The sequence below is a fragment of the Pseudonocardia sp. DSM 110487 genome (assembly GCF_019468565.1).
Taxonomy (GTDB): domain Bacteria; phylum Actinomycetota; class Actinomycetes; order Mycobacteriales; family Pseudonocardiaceae; genus Pseudonocardia.
Window position 1 is genome coordinate 3,950,940 of the sequence record NZ_CP080521.1, and the last position, 20,485, is coordinate 3,971,424.

Here is a 20,485-nt window from a genome sequence, read left to right on the forward strand (position 1 = left end):
TCAGCTCCCGGAGGATCGCTTGCCGAGCACGGTGAAGACGTGGTCGAAGGCGCGGGCGGCAGGGGCGGCGGTGGGGGCGGTGCGAGCGGCGTCCTTCTTCGCCCACACCGTCTCCGGCCGGCTCTGGAGCAGGAAGACGTTCTCGCCGGGCGGCGCGATGCGCGACACCGCCCACTCGATGTCCTGCGGGCAGCCGTAGTGGGACTCGACCCTGCGGCCGATCGCGACGAGCTCGGCGATCTCCTCGTCGTCGAGCGCCGGGACGTCCCGCAGCTGCACGGGCACATCGGTCTCCACGATGCCGTGCCCGCTGGGATCCGGCTGGTGCCATCGGGTCTTGGTCGACACCGTTCGCCGGATGATCTCGCCGGTGACCTTGCTGACCACGAATGCGTCCGGGGTGACGTCCCCGCTGACCACCGCCGAGCCGAGACCCCAGCTTGCGTCGATGGCGACGACCGAGCGGTCGCCGGTCAGCGGGCTGCGGGTGAACATCACGCCGGAGCTGCGCGCACCGACCATCTGCTGGACGACGACGGCCATCGCGAGATCGGGCTCGGGGATGCCGCGACGGCGCCGGTAGGTCACCGACTCGACGCTGTACAGGCTCGCCCAGCAGCGGCGCACGTGCTCGACGACCGAATCCCCGCCGCTGACCCACAGGTAGGTGTCCTGCAGCCCGGCGAAGCTGGCCTCGGCGCTGTCCTCGCTGGTGGCGCTGGAGCGCACCGCCACCGGCAGGTCGCGCTGGCCGGCCTCCGCGCACAGCCGCTCGTAGTGGGCGGTGATCGCCTCGACGACCGACGGCAGTAGCGGCGTGGACTCCACCGCCGCCCGGATCAGGGCGGTCTCCGCGGTCAGCGCTTCCGGGGCCTGCGGGTCGAGGGCCGCCGCTCGGTACGCGATCGGCTCGCCTCGCACGGCCAGGTGGTCGACGGCCTGCCGGAAGGCGGCGGTCGTCACCACGAACCCGTCGGGCACCCGGATGCCGGCGCGCAGCAGCTCGCCGAGGCTCGCGCCCTTGCCGCCCGCGGCCGCCACGTCGTCGCGGCCGATGTCGGCGAAGGGCAGAACCGGATGGGTCATCGTCATCGGGGTGCCCATCAGCCGAGGATGGTGACGATGCCGCGGTCGCCGTCGACCTGGACGCGGTCGCCGGTCTTGATCCGGGCGGTCGCCTGGCCGGTCCCGACGACGGCCGGCATGCCGTACTCGCGGGCGACGATCGCCGCGTGCGACATGGTGCCGCCGATGTCGGAGACCGCGGCGGCGATCTTGCCGAAGACCGGGCCCCAGCTCGGTGCCGTCACGGGGCAGACCAGGATCTCGCCCTCGCGGATCTGGCCGATCTCGTTGACGCTTCCCAGCACGCGCGCGGTTCCCTCGACCACACCCGGCGAGGCGGCGTAGCCGCGCACGACGTTCTCCTCCAGCTCGTCGCCGCCAAGCCAGGTCTGCACCGTCTCGTCGGTGACGCCCCACAGCATCTGCACCGCCGGGTCGTTGAGCGCCTCGGGAACCGGGCCCAGCGCCGGCGGCGGCGACCAGCCGGCCAGCGCCTCCACGATCCGCTTGCGCTCGGCGACGATCGGCTGCCAGTGCCGCGCGCCCAGCTCGGTGCCGCCGGACGCCCAGGCGAGCATGACGTCGGCGAGGGCGTCCTCGACCTCCACGTGCCGCAGGTGGAACACGTCCTCGGCCTCCGCGAGCACGCCGCGGTCGGCCAGCAGCTGTCCGAAGGCCCGGATCTTCTGGAAGAACCGCGTGGTGAACCAGTGCTCGCAGTAGAACTTGTGCGACTCGATGTAGGGGAAGACCTGGCGGCACAGGCCGAGCATCTGGTCGAAGGCGGCCTTCTCGTCATCGCCGGCCAGCAGCGCCCGGTACTCCTCTGCGATCCGTTCCCGCTCGGCGGCGAGCCGCTCGGTCGGACGGGTCAGGTCCTCACCGGCGCGGATCTGCTCGACGTAGCGGGGGAGTGCGGCGAACGGCACGGTCAGGTCGTCGGCCCAGGACAGGTGGTGGTGGTAGAAGCCGTCCCCGACCGACACGTTGAACCAGGGGTCCTTGGCCTCCTCCAGGGCCGCCAGCCAGCGTCCCCCGGCGTCGCCGCGCTCTCCGAGCGCGCTGAGCACCTTGGCCGGTTCGTTGCCCTCGACGAACAGGTCGGCGAGATCGAGCTCAACGGCGAGGGCGGCGAGCTTCTTCAGCTCGTCGTCCGGCCGGTACATGGTCACGTCCATACCGGCCACCATCCGGGCCACCGCCTGGTCGCCGATCTCCGGGAACGCCTGCCTGCAGAACCCGAAGAAGACCACGTAGGCGCCGTAGCCGAGCATCAGGAACTCGGTGTGGTGGTGCCACATCTTCGAGTACAGGTCGATGCAGCGGTGGAAGTTCTCCCGCACCAGGTGGTTGGTCGCGTAGCCGCGGGATCCGGTGACCACCTCGAGGTCGTCGAGCTCCCCGAGCCGCGGCACCTCGACGGCCTCGATCTCGGCGATCAGCGCCTCGATGCGCTGCTGCCAGCCCTCGTAGAGGCGGTCCCAGTTGGCGTAGTAGAAGCCGGCACGCTCCTGGAAGTGGGTCAGCCGCTCGGCCTGCTTCGCCTCGTCGAGCACGGGGTTGGCCGTGATGTACACCCGGCCGTTCAGGATCCGGTACTCGATCCCCATCGTGGTCGGGAACGCGAACAGCCGCGCGGTATTGGCCCCGATCGCGGTGTACGGGATCTCCGAGGTGATCGCATCGAATGCGGGGACCACTTCGGGGAAGTGCATCGAGTTGTAGAACCAGAACCGCTGGTCGTCCTCGGGCTGGAAGCGGGTGAAGTAGGGGTACAGCGCCTCCCACCCTTCCGCGCCGGGGACGTCAGCGATCTGGGACGGCAGCGGGAAGGATCGCTCGCCGGTGGGCTGGGACATCGTTGTCTCCACTGTCTCCTCGGCTCAGGTGTTCGGCGTCGCAGACGGTCGCCGAGGGCGACGTGCATGGCAACCCGACCTTTTCACTGGCCGGAAGACTTCGTCACGCCCGGATCCAGTGCCCCTGCGGCGGCCCCCAGCCCGCTCCGCAGGAAGTCGGCGCTCACGGACGCCGCGGCGGCTCGCACGTGCGGCAGCGCGCCCGGCAGCCGCGGGCTGGTCAGCGGCGCGAGCAGGCCGATCGCAGCGACGACGCCCTCGGGGCCGGTGACCGGAACAGCGACCCCGGACACCCCGAGCCGGTGTTCCTGTGCGCTGCGCGCCAGTCCGGTCCTGCGGATCGCCTCGAGCTGACGGTGCAGCACGCGCGGGTCGGTCACGGTGTACGGGGTGTGCCGGCGCAGATCACCCATCACCTCGTCCACCAGCGGCTCTGGCGCATAAGCCAGCAGCGCCTTGCCCACCGTCGTGCAGTGCAGCGGAAGGTGACCCCCGGGGCTGTGCCGGGTGGGAACGGTCTTCGTCCCGATGAGGCGCTCGATGACCAGCGCCCTGCCGCCGTCCAGCACGGCCATGTGGACCGTGTGCCCGGTGGCCGTCACGAGGTCCTGCAGATGCGGCAACGCCAGCTCGCGAAGATCGTTGGCCGGCGCGAGCATCCCGAGCCGCCACAGGCGGGCGCCGATCTCGTACCGCCCGTCCTCGCGGCGCACCAGCAGCCGCCCCGCGACGAGATCGGCGGCCAGCCGGTGCACAGTGGCCAGCGGCAACCCGCTGCGACGGGACAGCTGGGAGAGGTTCAGGCACCGATGCTCGACATCGAAGGCACCCAGCACCGCGACCGCTCGCAGAGTCACCGAGCGACTGGACGAGCTCTCACCCGCACCGGACATCGGCACCACCCCGGCGACGCGTTTCCAACGAGCGGAAGGGTACGCGAGGCATCGGCACCGACCATGGCCAGTGAGCCAGCGGGGTGAGCTCGTAGTCGACGCGCGTGCAGGGGAGGGGTCCCTGCCCGGATCGGTAGGTTCTCCGCGGTTTGATCGATTCGTCGTGGTCTCACCTGGGGGAGTGGATGATGACCGGGATTCCGGACGGTGCGCCGGTCGCCGTCGTTGCGGGCCGCTACCGGCTGCGCGAGCTCGTCGGGACCGGTGGCATGGGCGCCGTATGGCGGGCCAGTGACGAGCTGCTCGGCCGGGAGGTCGCGCTCAAGCAGGTGCGGCTCGCCGACCAGCCGGTCGTCGAGATCGCACTTGCGCGAGAGCGGACGATGCGCGAGGCCCGAATCGCCGCATCGCTGCACCACCCGCACATCGTCTCGATCTTCGACGTCGTCCTGGAGGACGGCGAGCCGTGGCTCGTGCTGGAGTTCCTGCTCTCCCGCAGCCTGGGCAGCGTGCTGGCCGAACGCGGCACGTTGCCGCCGGCCGAGGTTGCCGCCATCGGCGCCGACGTGGCCGACGCGCTGGCTGCCGCGCATGCCGCCGGGATCGTGCACCGCGACGTCAAACCGGACAACGTGCTGCTCTCCCGCCCCTCCGCTGCCGGACCCGTTGTCAAGCTCACCGACTTCGGCATCGCCCACTCCGCAGCGGCCCCCGCCATCACGGCCACGCACGTGCTCACCGGCACCCCGGCCTACTTCGCCCCGGAGACCGCACGCGGTGAGGGCACCGATGCACGCAGCGACGTCTACTCCCTCGGCGCCACGCTCTACGCCGCCGTCGAGGGGCATCCCCCGTTCGACACGGACACCGGCGACGTCCTCGCGCTGCTTGCCCGGATCGGGCGGGGCGGCGTGCCCCGGCCGCAACGGGCAGGACCGCTGACCGACCTGCTGGGCCGCCTCACCGCCGACGACCCGGCCGCCCGTCCGACCGCGGCACAGGCGCAAGCGGCGCTGCGCGAGATCGCAGGCGGTGTCCGACCGCCTGCCGCGACGACCGTCGACGCCGACCCACAGGTCCGCGCGGCCGAGCAGCAGCCCGATGCGGTCACATTCGCATGGAAAGCGGCAGCCGGGGGGCGACCGCGGCGCGGCCTGCGTGTCGCCGTGGCCTCGGCCGCCGTCCTCGCGGCGGTGGCTGCCGTCATCGTCGCTGTCGTCGTCGCCCGGCCCGGCGATCCCGACCGTGGAAGCGTCGCCGCGCCGAGCGCCGCCGCCACGGCCGCGCGGGGGGTTGTTGGCATCGCCGACCCCGCCGCGGCGGATCCGTGCACGCTGATCGACGTGGCCTCGCTGCAGACGTTCGGTCCGGTGACGGTCGACCCGGACAACGCGCAGTTCGCGGGATGCCGTGCCGACATCGCGCAGTACACCGGCGGCTCCACCGCCTTCCACGTGAGCTTCGAGAACGAGACCGAGGCCGAGCAGGTCAGTGGCGGCCGGCCAAGGGACTTCGGCGACTACACGGTGGTCAGCTACGACCCGGAGGACGGCTTCTGCCAGCAGCGGATCCTGCTGCCCGACGGGCACGCCATCGAGGTTTCCGCCACGAGCCGGGACGACTCGGGCTACCCGGACCTCTGCCCGATCGTCGACGTCGGCCGGGCCGGCACGCTCGCCTTGCTGGATCGGCAGGGCATCGGCGTGCGGCCGCGCCCGACCAGCGCCGGCCCGCTCGCAGACACCGCCGCCTGCAGCTTGCTGGACCCGGCCGACCTCTCGGCCGCCGTCCGGAGTCCCACGCCCCCACGACCCTGGTTCGCCGACTGGGGCTGTGACTGGACCTCCTACACCGGCGACGGCAGCGTCGAACTGGTGTACAACCTCGGGCACGTGCTGGGCGAGTCCGGCGGCACACGCACCGACTTCGCCGGTCACCCCGGCGTCGTGCTCGCGCAACCCGGGTACTGCCGGGTCGAGTTCGCGCAACGCGCGTACGTCGCCGGCGGCAGCGACCGAGTCGAATCCGTGCAGGTGATCCGCCGCGGGTCCGGCTCCGACGCCGAGCTCTGCCAGGCGGCCACCACGCTCGCCACCGCCGCGGCCGGCAAGCTCCCCCCGCCCGGCTGACAGCGGCGGCGCGTCGACCCGGGCCTGCTCCTGGACAGCCGCCGCTGCCGGCCCCGCTGTGCTGTCAACGCCGCGGCTCGGATCCGCCGCCGGCGTCGGCCGGGCCCTGCCATCGGTGCGGCCCGGCCTTGTCAAGGCTCGCGAGGAACGCGTCCACCACGTGTGTGTCGTCGGTGGTGCGCCATGCGACGTGCATCGCCAGCAGGGGAGTCGGGTCGACGATGGGGACCCCGACGAGTCCGTTGGGCATCGCGGACCGTGCTCGCGCGGCCGAGGTGAACACGATCACCTGCTGCGTGCGGGCGACGATCCCCATCGCGCTCGGATCGTCGATCTCGTCGACGACGCACAGATCGATGTCCATCCGGTGGGCGGTGGAGACCACCGCGTCGTACACGGCCGGGCTTCGTTCCCGCCGGGGGAGCACGCACGGAACGCTCGCGAGTTCCGCGAACCGGGCCTGATCGAGCTCGGCCCACGGGTGCCCGTCGGGCACCGCGGCCACGAGCGGTATGTCGAGGATGTGCCGGGAGCGGAGTCCGGGCGCGGTCGGTCGGCCGTACACCAGCGCGACGTCCAGCTCGCCTGCGGCGAGCGCTTCGAGCTGCGCGCCGGTCAGCCGTTCCCACAGGTGGACGACCAGGTTCGGGAAGTCCTCGTGCAGGCGGAGCAGAGTGGCGGGCAGTACCCACTGCCCGGCGATCTGGTTGTAGCCGATGTTGATGGTGCCGTGCCGGCCCGCGACCACGTCGCGGGCCAGCTTCACGGCCAGCGCAGCCTGCGTGACCAGCCGCTCTGCCTCGATGCGGAAGGCCAGGCCCGCGGCGGTCAACCGCACATCGTGTGAGGTGCGGGCGACGAGCTGCACGCCGATCTCGCGCTCCAGCCGCTGGAGCTGCTGGCTAACCGAGGACTGGGCCAAGTGCAGCCGCGCGGCCGCGCGGCCGAAGTGCAGCTCCTCCGCGATCGCGAGGAACGTCGTCACCTGCCGGAACTCCATTCATCGACGCTGTCGGGTGTGGCGGTACGGCGGGCGAACACCCGGTGAGACGCGGGTGTGCCCGAGTAGAACGATCGGCTCGGCCGATCGTGCGGTCGTGGATTGCACGTTGCCGATGATCGGGTGCGTTCCTAGCGTTTCGGCTGTCACCAGCGGAAACAGGGGTGGACGTGGAGCTCGAGGTGCTTGGCTGCCGGGCCGGGATGCCCGCCGACGGGCAGGCCAGTTCGGGGTATCTGGTGACCACAGCGGGTTCTCGCCTGCTGATGGACTGCGGCCCGGGGGTGGCCACCGTGCTCAGCGCGGCGGGCGGGGCGCAGGGGGTGGACGGGATCGTCATCAGCCACCTGCACCTCGACCATTGCTACGACCTGCTGCCGATCGGCAAGACGCTGCTCAGCGCGCACGCGTCGTACCCGGATGGAAGCGACCCGACGGCGGCCGGGCCGGACGGGCTGAGGCCGGTGCCCTTGTTGGTGCCCGCCGGTGCTCGCGCGGTCCTTGACGACCTCGCGGCGCTGTTCCCCGTCCGCAGCATGCCGTTGCTGGACAAGGCGTTCGAGGTCGCGTTCGACGTCCGGGAGTACGAGCCCGGCGACGTCACGCGGATCGGTGACTGCAGGATCAGCCTGCACGAGCTGCGTCACGCGGTGCCCAACTGCGGGATACGGCTGGACGCGCCGAGCGGGTCGCTGGCGTACACCGGCGATACCGGGATGACGGACGCGCTCATCGCGCTGGCCGACGGGGTGGACCTGTTGCTGGCCGAAGCGTCGCTCGAGCGCACCGACACCGGCCCGCACGGGCACTTGAGTGGCGCGGACGCCGGTCGGGTCGCGGCCGGCGCCGGCGCAGGCCGGCTCGTGCTCACCCACTTCGCCTCTACCGATCCGATGTGGACGGATGCGCGACTGGCCGACGCCGCGCGCCACTTCACCGGACCGATCCACATCGCCGCCCCGGGAAGGCGCTTCCTCGCCCGCGAACCCGTACCGAATTCCACGAGGCAACCATGAGATTCCGACGGCGCGGCCGGCGCGTACTGGCCGTCGCCCTGCTCGCGACGGTGTCAGCCGGACTGGGCGGGTGTGGCGAGGACGGCGATGCGAGCCGGTCCGGGCAGGTCACGATCGACTTCCTGTCATACAACTACGGCACGCCGGACATCGGCGGGCAAGGCACGCAGGAACTGCTAGACGCGTTCCACGCCGCACATCCGGACATCACGGTGCGGCCGATCGGCGTGGCCACCAAGGACGTGCTCACCAAGCTGCGCACCGACGCCGCAGCCGGGGAAATCCCGGACGTCGCCCAGATCGGCTGGAGCAAGATGGCGGAGGCGAATACGAGCCTGCCCGTCGTCCCGGTGCAGGATGTGGCCGGCCCGGAGTGGGAGGCCCACGTCGCGGGGATGGCGCCGGGCGTCATGAACGCGGTCGCCAGTGACGGCAAGGTCACGGCGATGCCGTACACCATGTCCATCCCGATCATGTACGTCAACGCCACCCTCTTCACGAGGGCCGGCCTGGACCCGGAGCGTCCGCCGACGACGATGGCGGAGGTCGAGCAGGCCGCTCTGCAGATCAAGAAGGCGGGCGCCGAGGGCGTCTACATCGACGCCGCCAACTCCGGCAAGTCCGATTTCCTCACCCAGTCGCTGATCGCCAGCAACGGCGGCGCACTGGTCGGGCCGGACGGCGCGGTCACCCTCGACCAGCCGGCGGCCGTCGAGGCGCTCGCGGCGCTCCAGGACCTCACCGCCTCGGGGGCGCAGCCTGCGGTCAAGAGCGAGGACGGGATCGCAGCGTTCAAGGCGGGCAAGGTGGGCATGCTGGTCACCAGCACCGCGCTGCTGGCGGCACTGGACTCAGCGGCCGAGGGTGTGTTCGATCTGCGTACCGCCGGGTTCCCTCGGTTCGGCGACAAGCCGGCGCGGCCGACCTACTCCGGAGCCGGGCTCGCCGTCTTCGCACCGGATGAAGCCCGCCAGCGTGCCGCGTGGACGTTCGTCAAGTTCCTCACCAGCGAGCAGGGCTTCACGATCATCACCACGAAGATCGGTTACCTGCCGTTGCGCGAGTCGATCGTCAACGATCCCAGATATCTTGCCGACTACTTCGCCGCCGACGGGCGCATGCTGCCGTCGTTGGGTCAGCTCGCCACGGTCACGCCGTACACCTCGTTCGCGGGCAAGCGGGCCAACGAGGCGGTCGTCGTCCTGCAGGACCAGGCTGTCGAGCCGATCATGCTGCGCGGTGCGGACCCGCCGAAGACCATGACCGAGACCGCCGGGAAGATCCGCGCCATGGCGAAGGCATGATCCCGGTCGCCGAGCGGGCTCGGACGACCGGGAGGGAGCCCGGCGACCGCCGCGGTCGGCTGCCCCGCTCCCGGGCATGGCCATATCTGGTCCCGCTGCTGTTCGGCCTGGCGGTGTGGGTGTACGGCCCGCTGCTGTTCACCGGCGTCCTCAGCGTGCTGGACTGGGACCTGGTCGCGGCCGACGCCGGCTTCGCCGGCACCGCCAACTACGCCCGCCTGGTCACCGAACCGGAGTTTCCGGCCGCGGTGGCCCGCACGGGCCTCTACGTCGCGGGCCTGCTGCCGTTCGCCACGGTCGTGCCGATTCTCCTGGCGATCATGTTGTGGAAGCGGCCCGGTCGCGCCAGCGAGATGTACCGCGCGCTGCTGGTGCTGCCCATCATGCTGGCGCCGGTCGCCACCGCCGTGGCGTGGCAGTTCATCCTCAACCCGCTGCAGGGTGTCGTGAACGCGGTCCTCGGCGGGCTCGGGCTGCCCCGGCTGAACTGGCTCGGCGACCCAGGCACCGCCCTGCCGGTCATCGTGCTGGTCACCGCGGCGAAGGTCGTCTCGCTCAACACGCTGCTCTTCGGCGCCGCGCTGGCAGGCCTGGACCGGCGGGGTGTCGAGGCCGCCCGCGTCGACGGTGCCACCGAGTGGGAGGTCACCCGGTTCGTACTCGTCCCGCAGCTGCTACCGACCGCGGCGCTGCTCGGTGCGCTGTGCGTCGTGCTGGCCAGCCAGTGGGTCTTCACGAACGTCGCCGTGCTGACCCAGGGCGGGCCGGACGGGGCGACCGACAACGTCTACTACCGGCTCTACACCTACGGGTTCACCTTCTTCGACGTCGGCACCGCCTCAGCGGGCGCCGTGGTGATCGTCGCCGCCCTCGGTCTGATCTTCGCCGGCCGGGCCGCGCTCGCGAGGCGGCGTGATGCCGCCGTATGAGACCCTCTGTCGCCGGCTGGGCTGGCACGCGGCGCTCGCGCTGACCGTGCTCGCGATGACGTTCCCGGTGCTGTGGGCGCTGCTGGCCTCGTTCAAGCCGGCCAACCGGATCTACGCGGAAGCGCCCCTGCCGTGGCCGCCCACCCTCGACAACTACCGCGTCGCGCTGGTCGACTTCCCGATCACCCGGTTGCTGCTCAACACCCTGGTCATGGCCGCAGGTGTCAGCGCGATGCAGCTCGCCGTCGCCGTGCTCGCCGGGTTCGCGCTGGTGCGTTTCCGGATCCGGTTCACCGGGCTGATCGTCGCGGGGCTCACCGGTGCCCTGGTGATCCCGGCCCAGTCCCTGATGATCCCGCACTTCCTGATGATTGCCGAGCTGGGCTGGCGGAACACATTCCCGGGCCTGATCGTGCCCCAGCTGGCCGGCTGCGCGTTGGCAGTGCTCCTGCTGCGCCAGCACATCCGGGCGATCCCGCCGAGCCTGCTGTCGGCAGCCGCCCTGGATGGCGCGACACCGTGGGAGGGACTGCGGTTCGTGGTCCTGCCGCTGCTTCGCCCGGCCCTCGGCGCGGTGGCCATCCTCGTGTTCATCGGCACCTGGAACGAGTACCTGTGGCCCTTGCTGGCTGCTCCGGCAGCCGAGCGGACCACGATCCAGGTGGGTCTGCAGCTCTTCCAGAACGCCGAAGGCGCCAACCCCGGCCCACTACTGGCCGCGGCGGTGTTGTCGACCGCGCCGATCGTCGCGGTCTACCTCGCCATGTCGCGGCGCATCGTCGACGCGTTCCTCCAGTCCGGGTTGCGGTGACAACGTGATCGTCCTCGACGGCGTGACCAAGAAGTTCGGCGACCACCTCGCCCTCGACGTGCCATCGCTGACGATCCCGCCGCGCTCGTTCGCTGTCGTGGTCGGCCCGTCGGGCTGCGGCAAGTCCACCGCACTGCGGATCATCAGTGGGCTGGAGCGGCCGACCAGCGGGCGGGTGCTCATCGACGGGACCGACGCCACCGAGCGGCAACCCGGTGAGCGGAATCTGGCCATGGTGTTCCAGGACTTCGCGCTCTATCCACACATGACGGTCGCGGACAACATCGGCTTCAGCCTCAGGCTGCAGGCGCGACACGACCGCCGCGGCGGACCGTCACGACAGGAGATCACCCGCCGAGTAGGAGAGGCCGCGGTGCTCCTGCGCATCGACAAGCTGCTCGGACGGCGACCGGCTCAGCTCTCCGGCGGCGAGCGGCAACGGGTCGCGATCGCGCGCGCGATCGTCCGCCGCCCCGCGGTGCTGCTGCTGGACGAACCACTGTCCAGCCTGGACGCCCAGCTGCGCCACCACGCCCGCGCCGAGCTGGTCCGACTGCACCGCGAGCTCGACACCACCGTGGTGCTCGTGACTCACGACCAGGGCGAGGCGCTGTCCATGGCATCGCACCTGGTTGTGCTCGACGCCGGACGGGTGGCCCAGGCCGGCCCGCCCGGCGATGTGTACCACCGGCCGCGCACGGTCGGCGTGGCCACCTTCCTCGGCAGCCCGGCCATGAACCTGCACGACGTGGATCTGACCGCCGACGGCACCGCCAGCCGGGTATGCGGGCCCGGACTGCGCGGCCGCCTGCCGGCGCCGCCGCCCGGGGTCCGCGTTCGGCTGGGGTGGCGCCCCGCCGACGCCCTCATCGATCGTTCGGGTCCGTCTCGGGACGGCGTCGCCGTCGAGGGCGTCGTGGACGTGGTCGAGTTCACCGGCGAGGGCCACCTGCTCAACTGCACCGGCCCGGACGGCGCCTGGACGGCCTCGCTACCCGGCAGCGAGCATCCGCCGGCCACCGGCTCGCAGGTCCTCGCGTTCCTGCGTCCCGAGCGGGTGCACCTGTTCGATGCGGCTACCGGAGTGCGGCTCGCCAATCGCTGGGATGAGCCGACCTGATCGACCCGGCCGCAGCTCAGATCGCTTTCACCCACCTCGCCCGAGTTCCGGTGGGAATTGCGGCTGATCGGAACGGCTCGGGCCGCTACGCGTGCGGCTCGGCCGACGGCTGCTCCTTGTTCAGATGCAACAGCCAGTCCGCCCCGGTGAAAATCAAGGCATACCGCCGGGAGCCCGTTCGGCCGTGCAGCGTGAACACGATGCGGCGCTCGTCGCGATCGTGCTCCTCCCACCAACCCGTGTCGGCGATCGACTTGTGCTCGTCCGTGTAGTCGAGGTGGTCCATGGCGTGATCCGCCACCGCGATGGCGAGCCGGTTGCGCGCCGGATGGTCGGGGAGTCCTCGCGGCAGCGCCCACGAGCGAAGAACCCCGGCCTCCTCCAGTCGAAGATCGAAGTGATGACGAGGACGCTGGTGCTCATGGAGCACGAAGGCTGGTCGATCGCTCAAACGGCCGGCCCGGGCGGGAACCCACCGGTGGAGACCGGACCCCATTCGTCGATCCGGACGCGGATCAGCGACTTGTTCTGGCGAGCCATCGCCGTCCGGTACTCGTCCCAGTCCGGGTGCTCGCCGCTGATACCGCGGAAGTAGTCGACGAGGCCGTCCAGCGCGGCGGGCATGTCCAGCACCTCGGCGTGCCCGTCGACCTGTACGTAGGGGCCGTCCCAGTCGTCGGACAGGACACAGATCGAGACCTGCGGCCTGCGTCGGGCGTTCGAGGTCTTGGCCCGGCCGGGGTACGTGGACACCACGATCCGATCCTCGGCGTCCAGCCCACACGTCACGGGTGAGAGCTGCGGACCCCCATCGGCCCGACGGGTCACGAGAAGGCCCTTGTGGCGAGGGCGTAGGAACTCCACGAGCGTGTTCCGGTCGACGCGTTCGGCGGTGGCGGTGCGGGGCACGGCGTTCATCTCTCCCTGGAATGCGTTGCGCATGATCGTCCGACAGTCAACACCAGAGCCGGGCGGTCAGGGGTCGCAGGCGTGGTCGCCAGTGACACCAATGCTGCCGCCCAGCAGCAGTCACACACCGACTTCGGTGCTCACACACCAACCGCAGTCGGTGTGTGAGCACAGAAATCGGTGTGTGAGCAGCGAGTTCACACCGGTTGCCCGGGTTGCACGGCACCGCGCCTCCGCCTGCGGGTGCAGCCGATGAGGACGATGATGAGAGCGGTGATCGCGGACGGCCCCGTGCTCGCGGGCACTGATCGATAGCTGTGGCTTCGGTCGTTGCGACGATCGAACCCGTGGCGGCGCCCCGTGGGCGCCCGCGCCGGCACCGGAACGTCCGATCAGGAATCAAGGTGATCAGGAGGAGTCGCATGGGCGACGCCGATTTCGGCAACGTCTTCGACGACAAAGTGGTGCTGGTGACGGGCGCAGGGCAGGGGATCGGCCGTGCGACGGCGGAGGCGTTCGCGCGCGCGGGGGCGTCCGTGGTCGTGGCCGACGCCGTCGGCGAGCGCGCGCGGGACGTGTGTCGCCTCCTCGACGAGCTCGCTCCGGACGGTCGGCGCAAAAACCTCGCGGTCGAGGTGGACATCAGCGCGGACGACGAGGTCCAGGGGCTTGCCCGCGCCATCGGCGAGGAGTTCGGCCACCTCGACTGCGCGTTCAACAACGCGGGGATCATCCACCCGGCCGCCCCCCTGCACGAGCAGGAGCTCGCCGACTGGGAGCGCGTCTTCGCCGTCAACGCTCGCGGCACGTTCCTGTCGATGAAGCACGAGGTCCCCCTCATGCTCGAGCGGGGCGGCGCGATCGTCAACGGAGCGTCCACGCTCGGACTCGTGGGGACCGCCGACCAGTGCGCGTACGTGGCGAGCAAGCACGCGATCGTCGGGCTGACGAAGGCGGCCGCGCTGGACTACGCGCGCCGCGGCATCCGGGTCAACGCGGTGGCCCCCGGAAGTGTCGCGACCCCGCTCGCCGCCGCCACCGACCCGGCCAAGATGGCCGAGTACCGCGAAGCGCACCCGACCGGCCGGATCGCGCGGAGCGAGGAGGTCGCCGCGGCCGTGCTGTTCCTCGCAGGCGACCACTCGTCCAACATCACCGGCACCGTGCTGAGCTGCGACGGCGGCTACACCGCCCGATAGGGCGGTGGGCTCGTCCCATTCGCTCACCTGACGTGAGTCCGGTCCGCAGGTGCGTTTGTTCGTCGTGCCCGACGATGGTGTCCGAACACCGAAGTCGGTGTGTGACGGCCGGCGGCGCCGGCAGGCCACGCCCACGCGGTCAGCCTCGGCGCCGCTCGAGGAGCGGGCGCAGGACGTCGGCCATGGCTGATACCAGGCCGGGTTCGTGGCCGTTGACGGGCAAGCTCCATCCTGCGACGACACCGATGGAAGGAGCGATCCGATGGATGCTCGGCAGCTGGAGTACTTCCTCGCGGTCGTCGACCACGACGGGTTCAGCCGGGCCGCAGCCAGACTTCACATCGCCCAACCGTCGCTGTCACAGGCCATCGCGGCGCTCGAGCGCGACCTCGGTGTGAAGCTGTTCCACCGGCTCGGGCGCGGGGTTGTGCTGAGCGACGCCGGAGCCGAGCTCATCGAGCCGGCCCGGCAGGTCATACGTGACCTCGAGGCGGCCCGGGCGACGATGGACTCGACGAAGGGTCTGCGACGCGGCCGGGTCGAGATGGTCAGCATGCCCTCCCCGGGCATCGAGCCGCTCGGCACGCTCACCCGCGATTTCAGCCGCCGGCACCCCGGACTCTCGATTCGGGTCGACGCTGCCTTTACCGCGACCGAGGTGGTGGAGCGGGTACGGCAGGGCGCCGCCGAACTCGGGCTGGCCGGCGCGCCGGAGGTGCTCAGCCCACCCGGGGTGAACGTGCTGCCCCTTGAGGCCCAGGACTTCGTCCTCGTCGAGCCCCCTGACGACGAGTCGTCCGCCTTCTCCGACGACGAACCGGTGTCCGGAGCCGACCTCGCCGGCGCGCGGGCGATCGTCACACCCGAGGACAGCGTGATGCGCCGGATCGTCGACGACGTTCTGGCCGAGGGCACCGACATCCACATCGTCGCCGAAGTCGCGCACCGGACGTCGATCCTGCCGCTGGTGCTCCACGGTGTGGGACTGGCAATACTGCCCGAGTCGTGGTCGACACTGGCCCGCCGGAGCGGCGCGCGGGTCCGGCGGCTCACCCCGGCGCCGCAGTTGCACGTCGCGCTCGTCAGCCGGGTGGCACCGCTGACCCCTGCCGCCCGGGCCTTCCTCGCGGTGGCCGACGACTACGCGGCCAGCCGCACCCACCCTGAGCACGGCCGGTCCGGTCGCGGTGGCGTCGGGGGTCGGGGTCATGCGTTCTTCCCTCTCGAGGTGCTCTGAGGTGCGAACTCGTGCTCGCCCGCGCTATGTCCGGTGGCGTGCGTCGGTCCCGGTGGTGGCGGTCCAGGAGGCGAGGAGGTCGAGGGCGTGGGCGGTGGGTGAGCCGGGCTCGGCGGCGTAGAGGGTGAGGGTGAGCCCGGGGTCGGAGATCATGTCGACGCTCTCATAGGCGAGTTCGAGGCCGCCGACGTCGCGGTGGTGGAACTGCTTGCTGCCGGCACCGTGGGAGCGGACGTCATGGGCACTCCACCGGCGGCGGAAGTCCTTGCTGCGGGTGGCCAACTCGCCGACCAGGTCGTGGAGGTCGCTGTCGTGGGGGTCGCGGCCTGCCTCGGTGCGCAGGATCGCGACGCAGACGTCGGCGGCCCTCTCCCAGTCGGGGTAGAAGTCGCGGGCGGCGTCGAGGTCGAGGAAGGTGAAGCGGGCGAAGTTGGGCGTTGCCCCGCCGGTGGCTTCGTAGAGGGACGCGTGCATGGCCCGGCCAAGGTGGTTGCTGGCGAGCAGGTCCATGCGGCCGTTTCGGACGATGGCCGGGGCGGTGAACCTGTCGAGCACCCATTGCAGGCTCGGCCGGGGTGTCCAGCGCTTGCTGGGGCGGCGGCGGGGGCGCATGCCGGCGCTGGTGCCGTCGGCGGCGTGGGCCAGGTGGAACAGGTGGGCCCGTTCGGCGTCGTCGAGGTGCAGGGCGCGGGCGAGCGCGTCGAGGACGGATGCGGAGACGCCGCCGAGCGCGCCGCGTTCCAGCTTGGAGTAGTACTCGACGCTGACCCCCGCGAGCGCGGCGACCTCGCCGCGGCGTAGCCCGGGCACCCGGCGGGACCCGACGTCGGGCAGGCCGGCCTGCTGCGGGGTGATCTTGGCTCGTCGCGAGGTCAGGAACTCGCGGACCTCGGCACGGTTGTTCACGTCGTCGACGCTACGACGGGGCCGGGCCGGCTGGGATGTCCTGTCGGTACACGTTTCGGTAGGGACTTCTCCGACGAGTTCGGGCCGGGTTCCCTGGAGTCGGTGAGCCGCTGGATCGATCCCGCAGGCTCGCTCGACCACGGCTACCGATACGAGGAGATTCCACCGATGCGTGGTGTCGTCATGCACGCGCCGGGTGACGTCCGGGTCGAGGACCGGGCGGAGCCCGCCATTCTGAAGCCGACCGACGCGATCATCCGGCTGTCGGCGACCTGCATCTGCGGGTCGGACCTGTGGCCCTACCGGGGGGTGGACGCGGTCGGTGACCCGTTGCCGATGGGGCACGAGTACGCCGGCATCGTGGAGGAGGTCGGCTCGGAGGTCACGACGGTGCGGCCGGGCCAGTTCGTGGTCGGGTCGTTCTTCGCCTCGGACAACACCTGCGAGATCTGCCAGGCCGGCTACCAGACCTCTTGCGTCAACCGGGAGGTCCTCGGCACCGGTGGGGGCGCGCAGTCGCAGCGGATGCGGGTGCCGCTGGCCGACGGCACCTTGGTCGCCACCCCGGACGTGCCCGATGACGACCTGGTGCCGGACTTCTTGGCCGCGTCCGACGTGCTGGGCACCGGCTGGTTCGGCGCCATGGCCGCCGAGGCCGGCCCCGGCAAGACCGTCGCCGTCGTCGGGGACGGGGCGGTCGGGCTGCTCGGGGTTTTGGCCGCGCAGCAGCTCGGCGCCGAGCGGATCATCGCGATGAGCCGGCACGAGCCGCGGCAGAAGCTGGCGCTGGAGTTCGGTGCCACCGACATCGTGACCGAACGCGGCGACGCCGGTGTGGAGCAGGTCAAGGCGCTCACCGGTGGGTTGGGTGCGCACTCGGTGATCGAGGCGGTCGGCACCCAGGAGTCGATGATGCAGGCCATCCGCGCCACCCGGCCCGGCGGCCACGTCGGCTACGTCGGCGTCGCCCACGACGTCGCGCTGCCCGGCGAGGAGCTGTTCATGTCCCACGTCCACCTGCACGGCGGCCCCGCCCCGGTGCGCCGGTTCCTTCCCGACCTCATCGACCGGATCTGGAACCGGGGCATCCGGCCTGGCCGGGTGTTCGACCTGGAACTGCCGCTCGACGAGGCAACGGCCGGATACCGGGCCATGGACAGCCGGCAGGCCATCAAGGTCCTGCTCCGTCCGTGACCGCAGATCTTTCCGGGGTCGCGTCGCCCGCTCCCGGTGCCGGCACGCGCGGCCAGGCCCGGCTCACGGCCGGGCTGGTCGCGTCCGTGGTGTTCCTGACCGCGATCGCGCCGCTGGCGACCGACATGTACGTGCCGGCGTTTCCGCAGGTCGCCGACGAGCTGGCCGCGACAGCGACCCAGGTCCAGCTCACCCTGACCACCTTCTTCGTCGGCATGGCGCTCGGGCAGCTGGTCGGTGGGCCGGTCTCGGACCAGCGGGGCAGGCGCGGGCCGCTGATCGCGGCGACGCTGGTGATGGCCGCCGCGTCGATCGTGTGCGCGCTCACCCCGACGATCGCGGTCATGGCCGCGGCCCGGTTCGTCCAGGGCTTCGCGGGCGGCTGGGCGATGGTGATCGGCCGGGCGGTGATCGTCGACCTCGCCACCGGCGCCCGGCTCGTGCGAGTGCTGAACGTGATCGCGGGCGTCGGCGGCGTCGCGCCCATCGTCGGGCCGCTGGTCGGGGCCGTCATCCTGCAGCTGTCGCACTGGCGGGTCTCGTTCTGGGCCGTCGCCGCCCTCGGGCTCGCGATGACCCTCGCCGTTCTCGTCGCCGTCCCCGAGTCGCTGCCGCCCGAGCGGCGCCACGGCGGCGGCCTGCGGGACTTCGTGATGGCCGGCCGGCAGGTGCTGCGGAACCGCAGTTACGTCGGCTACCTGCTGGTCGCCGGGTCGGCGATGGGCGCGCTGTTCGCCTACGTCGCCACGTCGGCGTTTGTGCTGCAGTCGATGAACGGGCTGTCCCCGATCGCCTATTCGATCGACTTCGCCGCGAACGCCGCCGGCATGACGATCGCCGCGCTCGTCGCCGCCCGGCTCGCCGGCCGGGTCGCCACGCGCACGGTGATCCTGGTCGGTCAGCTCGCCGCGCTCGCCGCCGGCGTCGCGATGCTGATCGGCGCCGTCTGGTTCGACACCCCGCTGATCCTGGCGATCGTCTGCTTCTTCGTCCTGATGACCGCCCAGGGGCTCATCGGCCCCAACGGCGGCGCCCTCGCCTCCGCCGCCGTCCCCGACCACCCCGGCACCGGCTCCGCGGGCCTCGGCTTCGTCCAATGGGTCGCCGCAGGCACCATCGCCCCCATCGCGGGTCTCGGCGGCGAGCACACCGCGATCCCCATGGCTGTCCTCATGATCGCCGGCGCCGCCGCTTCCATGTTCGGACTGCTCGTCCTCGCGAGGCCGTGGGACGGGAGCACGTGAACGGTGTACTGACAGAACATCCCAGGTGGACCGGCGCGGAACTTACGCTCACCGAGGTGGACACCCGCACTGACGTTCGCGAGTTCCTCGTCTCCCGGCGAGCCAAGATCACCCCTGACGAGGCGGGCCTTCCCGACGTGGGCAAGCGTCGGGTGCCCGGCCTGCGTCGGGGCGAGGTCGCCGCGCTCGCGGGGGTCAGCATCGAGTACTACTCGAAGCTGGAGCGCGGGGCGATCGCCGGCGCGTCGGCGTCGGTCCTCGACGCTATCGCGCGCGCCCTCAGGCTCGATGAGGCGGAACGGGCTCACCTGTTCCACCTGGCCCAGGCCGCCGACGGCACGAGCGCGATCGTGCCGCCCCGCAGGCGCGGCGCAAAGCGATGGTCACCCCGCCCCAGCCTGGAGTGGACCCTCGATGCGGTCACGACCGGACCAGCGATCGTCAGCAATGGCCGGACGGACCTGCTCGCGGCCAACCACCTGGGGCGAGCGATGTACTCCGTCCTCTACCCGCCCCGGGGCCGGCCGAACTTCGCCCGGTTCGCGTTCCTCGACGACGCAGCCCGGCGGTTCTACCCCGAATGGGATCTGGTCGCCGACACCACGGTCGCCGTCCTGCGCGCCTCGGCCGGCCGCGACCCCCACAACAAGACGCTGCACGATCTCGTGGGCGAGCTGTCCACGCGCAGCGATGAGTTCCGCCGCCTGTGGAGCGCCCACGACGTCCGCGTCTACGGAACGGGGATCAAGCGCTTCCGCCACCACATCGTCGGCGATCTCACCCTGGCCTACGAGACCATGGACATGGTCTCCGAACCCGGCCTCTCCATGACGATCTACGCCGCCGAGCCCGGCTCCGCCACCGAGCACGCCTTGGCGCTCCTGGGGTCGTGGGCCGCCGGTGACGACATCGACGCCACGGCACAGCAGGCCTGATAGCCGCTGGTGGACCTTCTGGGTGGTACTGGCGGTACATGTCCCGACAGAGACTCCTCCGGGCGTGCGTGTGCATGATCTCGTTGCCCCATGGCGACTGAACCACCTGGCCCGCCCCGCTCCCCGGCGATGGACGTCTTGTCGGCCGGCCCGCTGTCGGCGTTGTCCCGGCGCACATTCATCGCTGCCTCGGCGGCGGCCACGGGCGCGGTCGCCTTCGGGTGCTCCGTCCTGGACGGTGGGCCGGCCACTACCGCGGAAGGGCTGGAGAGCCAGGTGTCGCTGACGGTCAACGGCGCCCGGCAGACCGTCACCGTGGACAACCGGACCTCGTTGCTGGACCTGCTGCGCGAGCACCTCGGGCTGCCCGGGACCAAGAAGGGCTGTGACGCAGGCGCCTGTGGCGCGTGCACGGTGCTGGTCGATGGTCGCCGGGTCAACGGGTGTCTGACGTTGGCGGTACGGCTCGAGGGAGCCGAGGTCACCACGATCGAGGGCCTCGCCCCGAGCGACGACGCTCCGCTGCACCCGCTCCAGCAGGCCTTCGTCGACCAGGACGCGTTCCAGTGCGGCTACTGCACACCGGGACAGATCATGTCCGGCGTCGGCTGCATCCGGGAGGACCGTGCCGGCTCGCCGGAGGAGATCCGGGAGTGGATGAGCGGCAACATCTGCCGCTGCGGCTGCTACGTCAACATCGTCCGCGCCGTTGCCCAGGCAGCGCAGGGGAGCTGA

At 71.4% G+C, this 20,485-nt stretch carries 19 protein-coding genes; 12 read left to right on the forward strand and 7 right to left on the reverse strand.

Going from position 1 to position 20,485, the window contains the following annotated elements; genetic code table 11:
- From K1T35_RS18450 to K1T35_RS18460, 3 genes are all read right to left on the reverse strand, one after another.
- Positions 1-1,104 (reverse strand): PEP/pyruvate-binding domain-containing protein, encoded by a 1,104-nt coding sequence (locus tag K1T35_RS18450; protein WP_220261357.1) that lies wholly within the window; start codon positions 1,102-1,104, stop codon positions 1-3.
- Positions 1,104-2,924: a PEP-utilizing enzyme gene (locus tag K1T35_RS18455; protein WP_220261358.1), complete on the reverse strand. Its 1,821-nt coding sequence runs from the start codon at positions 2,922-2,924 to the stop codon at positions 1,104-1,106. The genes K1T35_RS18450 and K1T35_RS18455 overlap by 1 nt, the downstream gene beginning before the upstream one ends.
- Positions 2,925-3,007: 83 nt before the next feature.
- The gene (locus K1T35_RS18460; protein WP_220261359.1) at positions 3,008-3,781 is read right to left on the reverse strand and encodes an IclR family transcriptional regulator; all 774 of its coding nucleotides are present in this window, start codon (positions 3,779-3,781) and stop codon (positions 3,008-3,010) included.
- Positions 3,782-4,005: 224 nt separating this feature from the next.
- On the opposite strand from K1T35_RS18460, the gene K1T35_RS18465 reads away from it, so the two are divergent.
- Positions 4,006-5,946, forward strand: a complete 1,941-nt coding sequence (locus tag K1T35_RS18465; protein WP_220261360.1) for a serine/threonine-protein kinase — start codon at positions 4,006-4,008, stop codon at positions 5,944-5,946.
- Positions 5,947-6,010: 64 nt separating this feature from the next.
- Here the strand turns inward: K1T35_RS18465 and K1T35_RS18470 are convergent, their stop codons facing one another.
- Positions 6,011-6,946 (reverse strand): LysR substrate-binding domain-containing protein, encoded by a 936-nt coding sequence (locus K1T35_RS18470; protein ID WP_220261361.1) that lies wholly within the window; start codon positions 6,944-6,946, stop codon positions 6,011-6,013.
- A 164-nt stretch (positions 6,947-7,110) separates the two neighbouring features.
- Between K1T35_RS18470 and K1T35_RS18475 the strand changes: the two genes are divergently transcribed.
- Genes K1T35_RS18475 through K1T35_RS18495 form a run of 5 tightly spaced genes read left to right on the forward strand, consistent with a single transcriptional unit; the run spans position 7,111 to position 12,126 of the window.
- Complete coding sequence (locus K1T35_RS18475; protein ID WP_255622177.1) at positions 7,111-7,962, forward strand: MBL fold metallo-hydrolase; 852 nt, start codon at positions 7,111-7,113, stop codon at positions 7,960-7,962.
- Complete coding sequence (locus tag K1T35_RS18480; protein WP_220261362.1) at positions 7,959-9,266, forward strand: ABC transporter substrate-binding protein; 1,308 nt, start codon at positions 7,959-7,961, stop codon at positions 9,264-9,266. The genes K1T35_RS18475 and K1T35_RS18480 overlap by 4 nt, the downstream gene beginning before the upstream one ends.
- Complete coding sequence (locus K1T35_RS18485; protein ID WP_220261363.1) at positions 9,263-10,195, forward strand: carbohydrate ABC transporter permease; 933 nt, start codon at positions 9,263-9,265, stop codon at positions 10,193-10,195. The genes K1T35_RS18480 and K1T35_RS18485 overlap by 4 nt, the downstream gene beginning before the upstream one ends.
- The gene (locus K1T35_RS18490; RefSeq protein WP_220262691.1) at positions 10,182-11,006 is read left to right on the forward strand and encodes a carbohydrate ABC transporter permease; all 825 of its coding nucleotides are present in this window, start codon (positions 10,182-10,184) and stop codon (positions 11,004-11,006) included. The genes K1T35_RS18485 and K1T35_RS18490 overlap by 14 nt, the downstream gene beginning before the upstream one ends.
- A gap of 4 nt (positions 11,007-11,010) precedes the next feature.
- Positions 11,011-12,126, forward strand: a complete 1,116-nt coding sequence (locus K1T35_RS18495; RefSeq protein WP_220261364.1) for an ABC transporter ATP-binding protein — start codon at positions 11,011-11,013, stop codon at positions 12,124-12,126.
- An 85-nt stretch (positions 12,127-12,211) separates the two neighbouring features.
- On the opposite strand, the gene K1T35_RS18500 is transcribed toward K1T35_RS18495, so the two are convergent.
- Positions 12,212-12,556, reverse strand: coding sequence for a DNA polymerase ligase N-terminal domain-containing protein (locus K1T35_RS18500; RefSeq protein WP_255622180.1), 345 nt, complete (start codon positions 12,554-12,556; stop codon positions 12,212-12,214).
- Positions 12,557-12,573: 17 nt separating this feature from the next.
- Positions 12,574-13,035 carry a PPOX class F420-dependent oxidoreductase gene (locus tag K1T35_RS18505; protein WP_220262692.1) on the reverse strand — a complete coding sequence of 154 codons (462 nt, stop codon included), beginning with the start codon at positions 13,033-13,035 and terminating at the stop codon, positions 12,574-12,576.
- Between the two features lie 422 nt (positions 13,036-13,457).
- On the opposite strand from K1T35_RS18505, the gene K1T35_RS18510 reads away from it, so the two are divergent.
- Together K1T35_RS18510 and K1T35_RS18515 are read left to right on the forward strand one after the other, a co-directional pair.
- Positions 13,458-14,234 (forward strand): SDR family NAD(P)-dependent oxidoreductase, encoded by a 777-nt coding sequence (locus K1T35_RS18510; protein WP_220261366.1) that lies wholly within the window; start codon positions 13,458-13,460, stop codon positions 14,232-14,234.
- A gap of 262 nt (positions 14,235-14,496) precedes the next feature.
- A complete protein-coding gene (locus tag K1T35_RS18515) occupies positions 14,497-15,471 on the forward strand; it encodes a LysR family transcriptional regulator (RefSeq protein ID WP_220261367.1) in 975 nt (324 codons plus the stop codon).
- Positions 15,472-15,495: 24 nt separating this feature from the next.
- On the opposite strand, the gene K1T35_RS18520 is transcribed toward K1T35_RS18515, so the two are convergent.
- Positions 15,496-16,377: a helix-turn-helix transcriptional regulator gene (locus tag K1T35_RS18520; protein ID WP_220261368.1), complete on the reverse strand. Its 882-nt coding sequence runs from the start codon at positions 16,375-16,377 to the stop codon at positions 15,496-15,498.
- Between the two features lie 168 nt (positions 16,378-16,545).
- On the opposite strand from K1T35_RS18520, the gene K1T35_RS18525 reads away from it, so the two are divergent.
- The 4 genes from K1T35_RS18525 (at position 16,546) to K1T35_RS18540 (ending at position 20,485) form a co-directional block, all read left to right on the forward strand.
- Positions 16,546-17,571 carry a zinc-dependent alcohol dehydrogenase family protein gene (locus K1T35_RS18525; protein WP_220262693.1) on the forward strand — a complete coding sequence of 342 codons (1,026 nt, stop codon included), beginning with the start codon at positions 16,546-16,548 and terminating at the stop codon, positions 17,569-17,571.
- Positions 17,568-18,815, forward strand: coding sequence for a multidrug effflux MFS transporter (locus K1T35_RS18530; RefSeq protein ID WP_220261369.1), 1,248 nt, complete (start codon positions 17,568-17,570; stop codon positions 18,813-18,815). Before K1T35_RS18525 ends, K1T35_RS18530 begins: the two co-directional genes overlap by 4 nt.
- Before the next feature lie 56 nt (positions 18,816-18,871).
- Entirely contained in the window at positions 18,872-19,750 is an 879-nt protein-coding gene (locus tag K1T35_RS18535; RefSeq protein WP_220261370.1) for a helix-turn-helix transcriptional regulator, read from the forward strand.
- A 90-nt stretch (positions 19,751-19,840) separates the two neighbouring features.
- On the forward strand, positions 19,841-20,485 hold the full coding sequence (locus K1T35_RS18540; RefSeq protein WP_370645444.1) for a (2Fe-2S)-binding protein: 645 nt from the start codon (positions 19,841-19,843) through the stop codon (positions 20,483-20,485).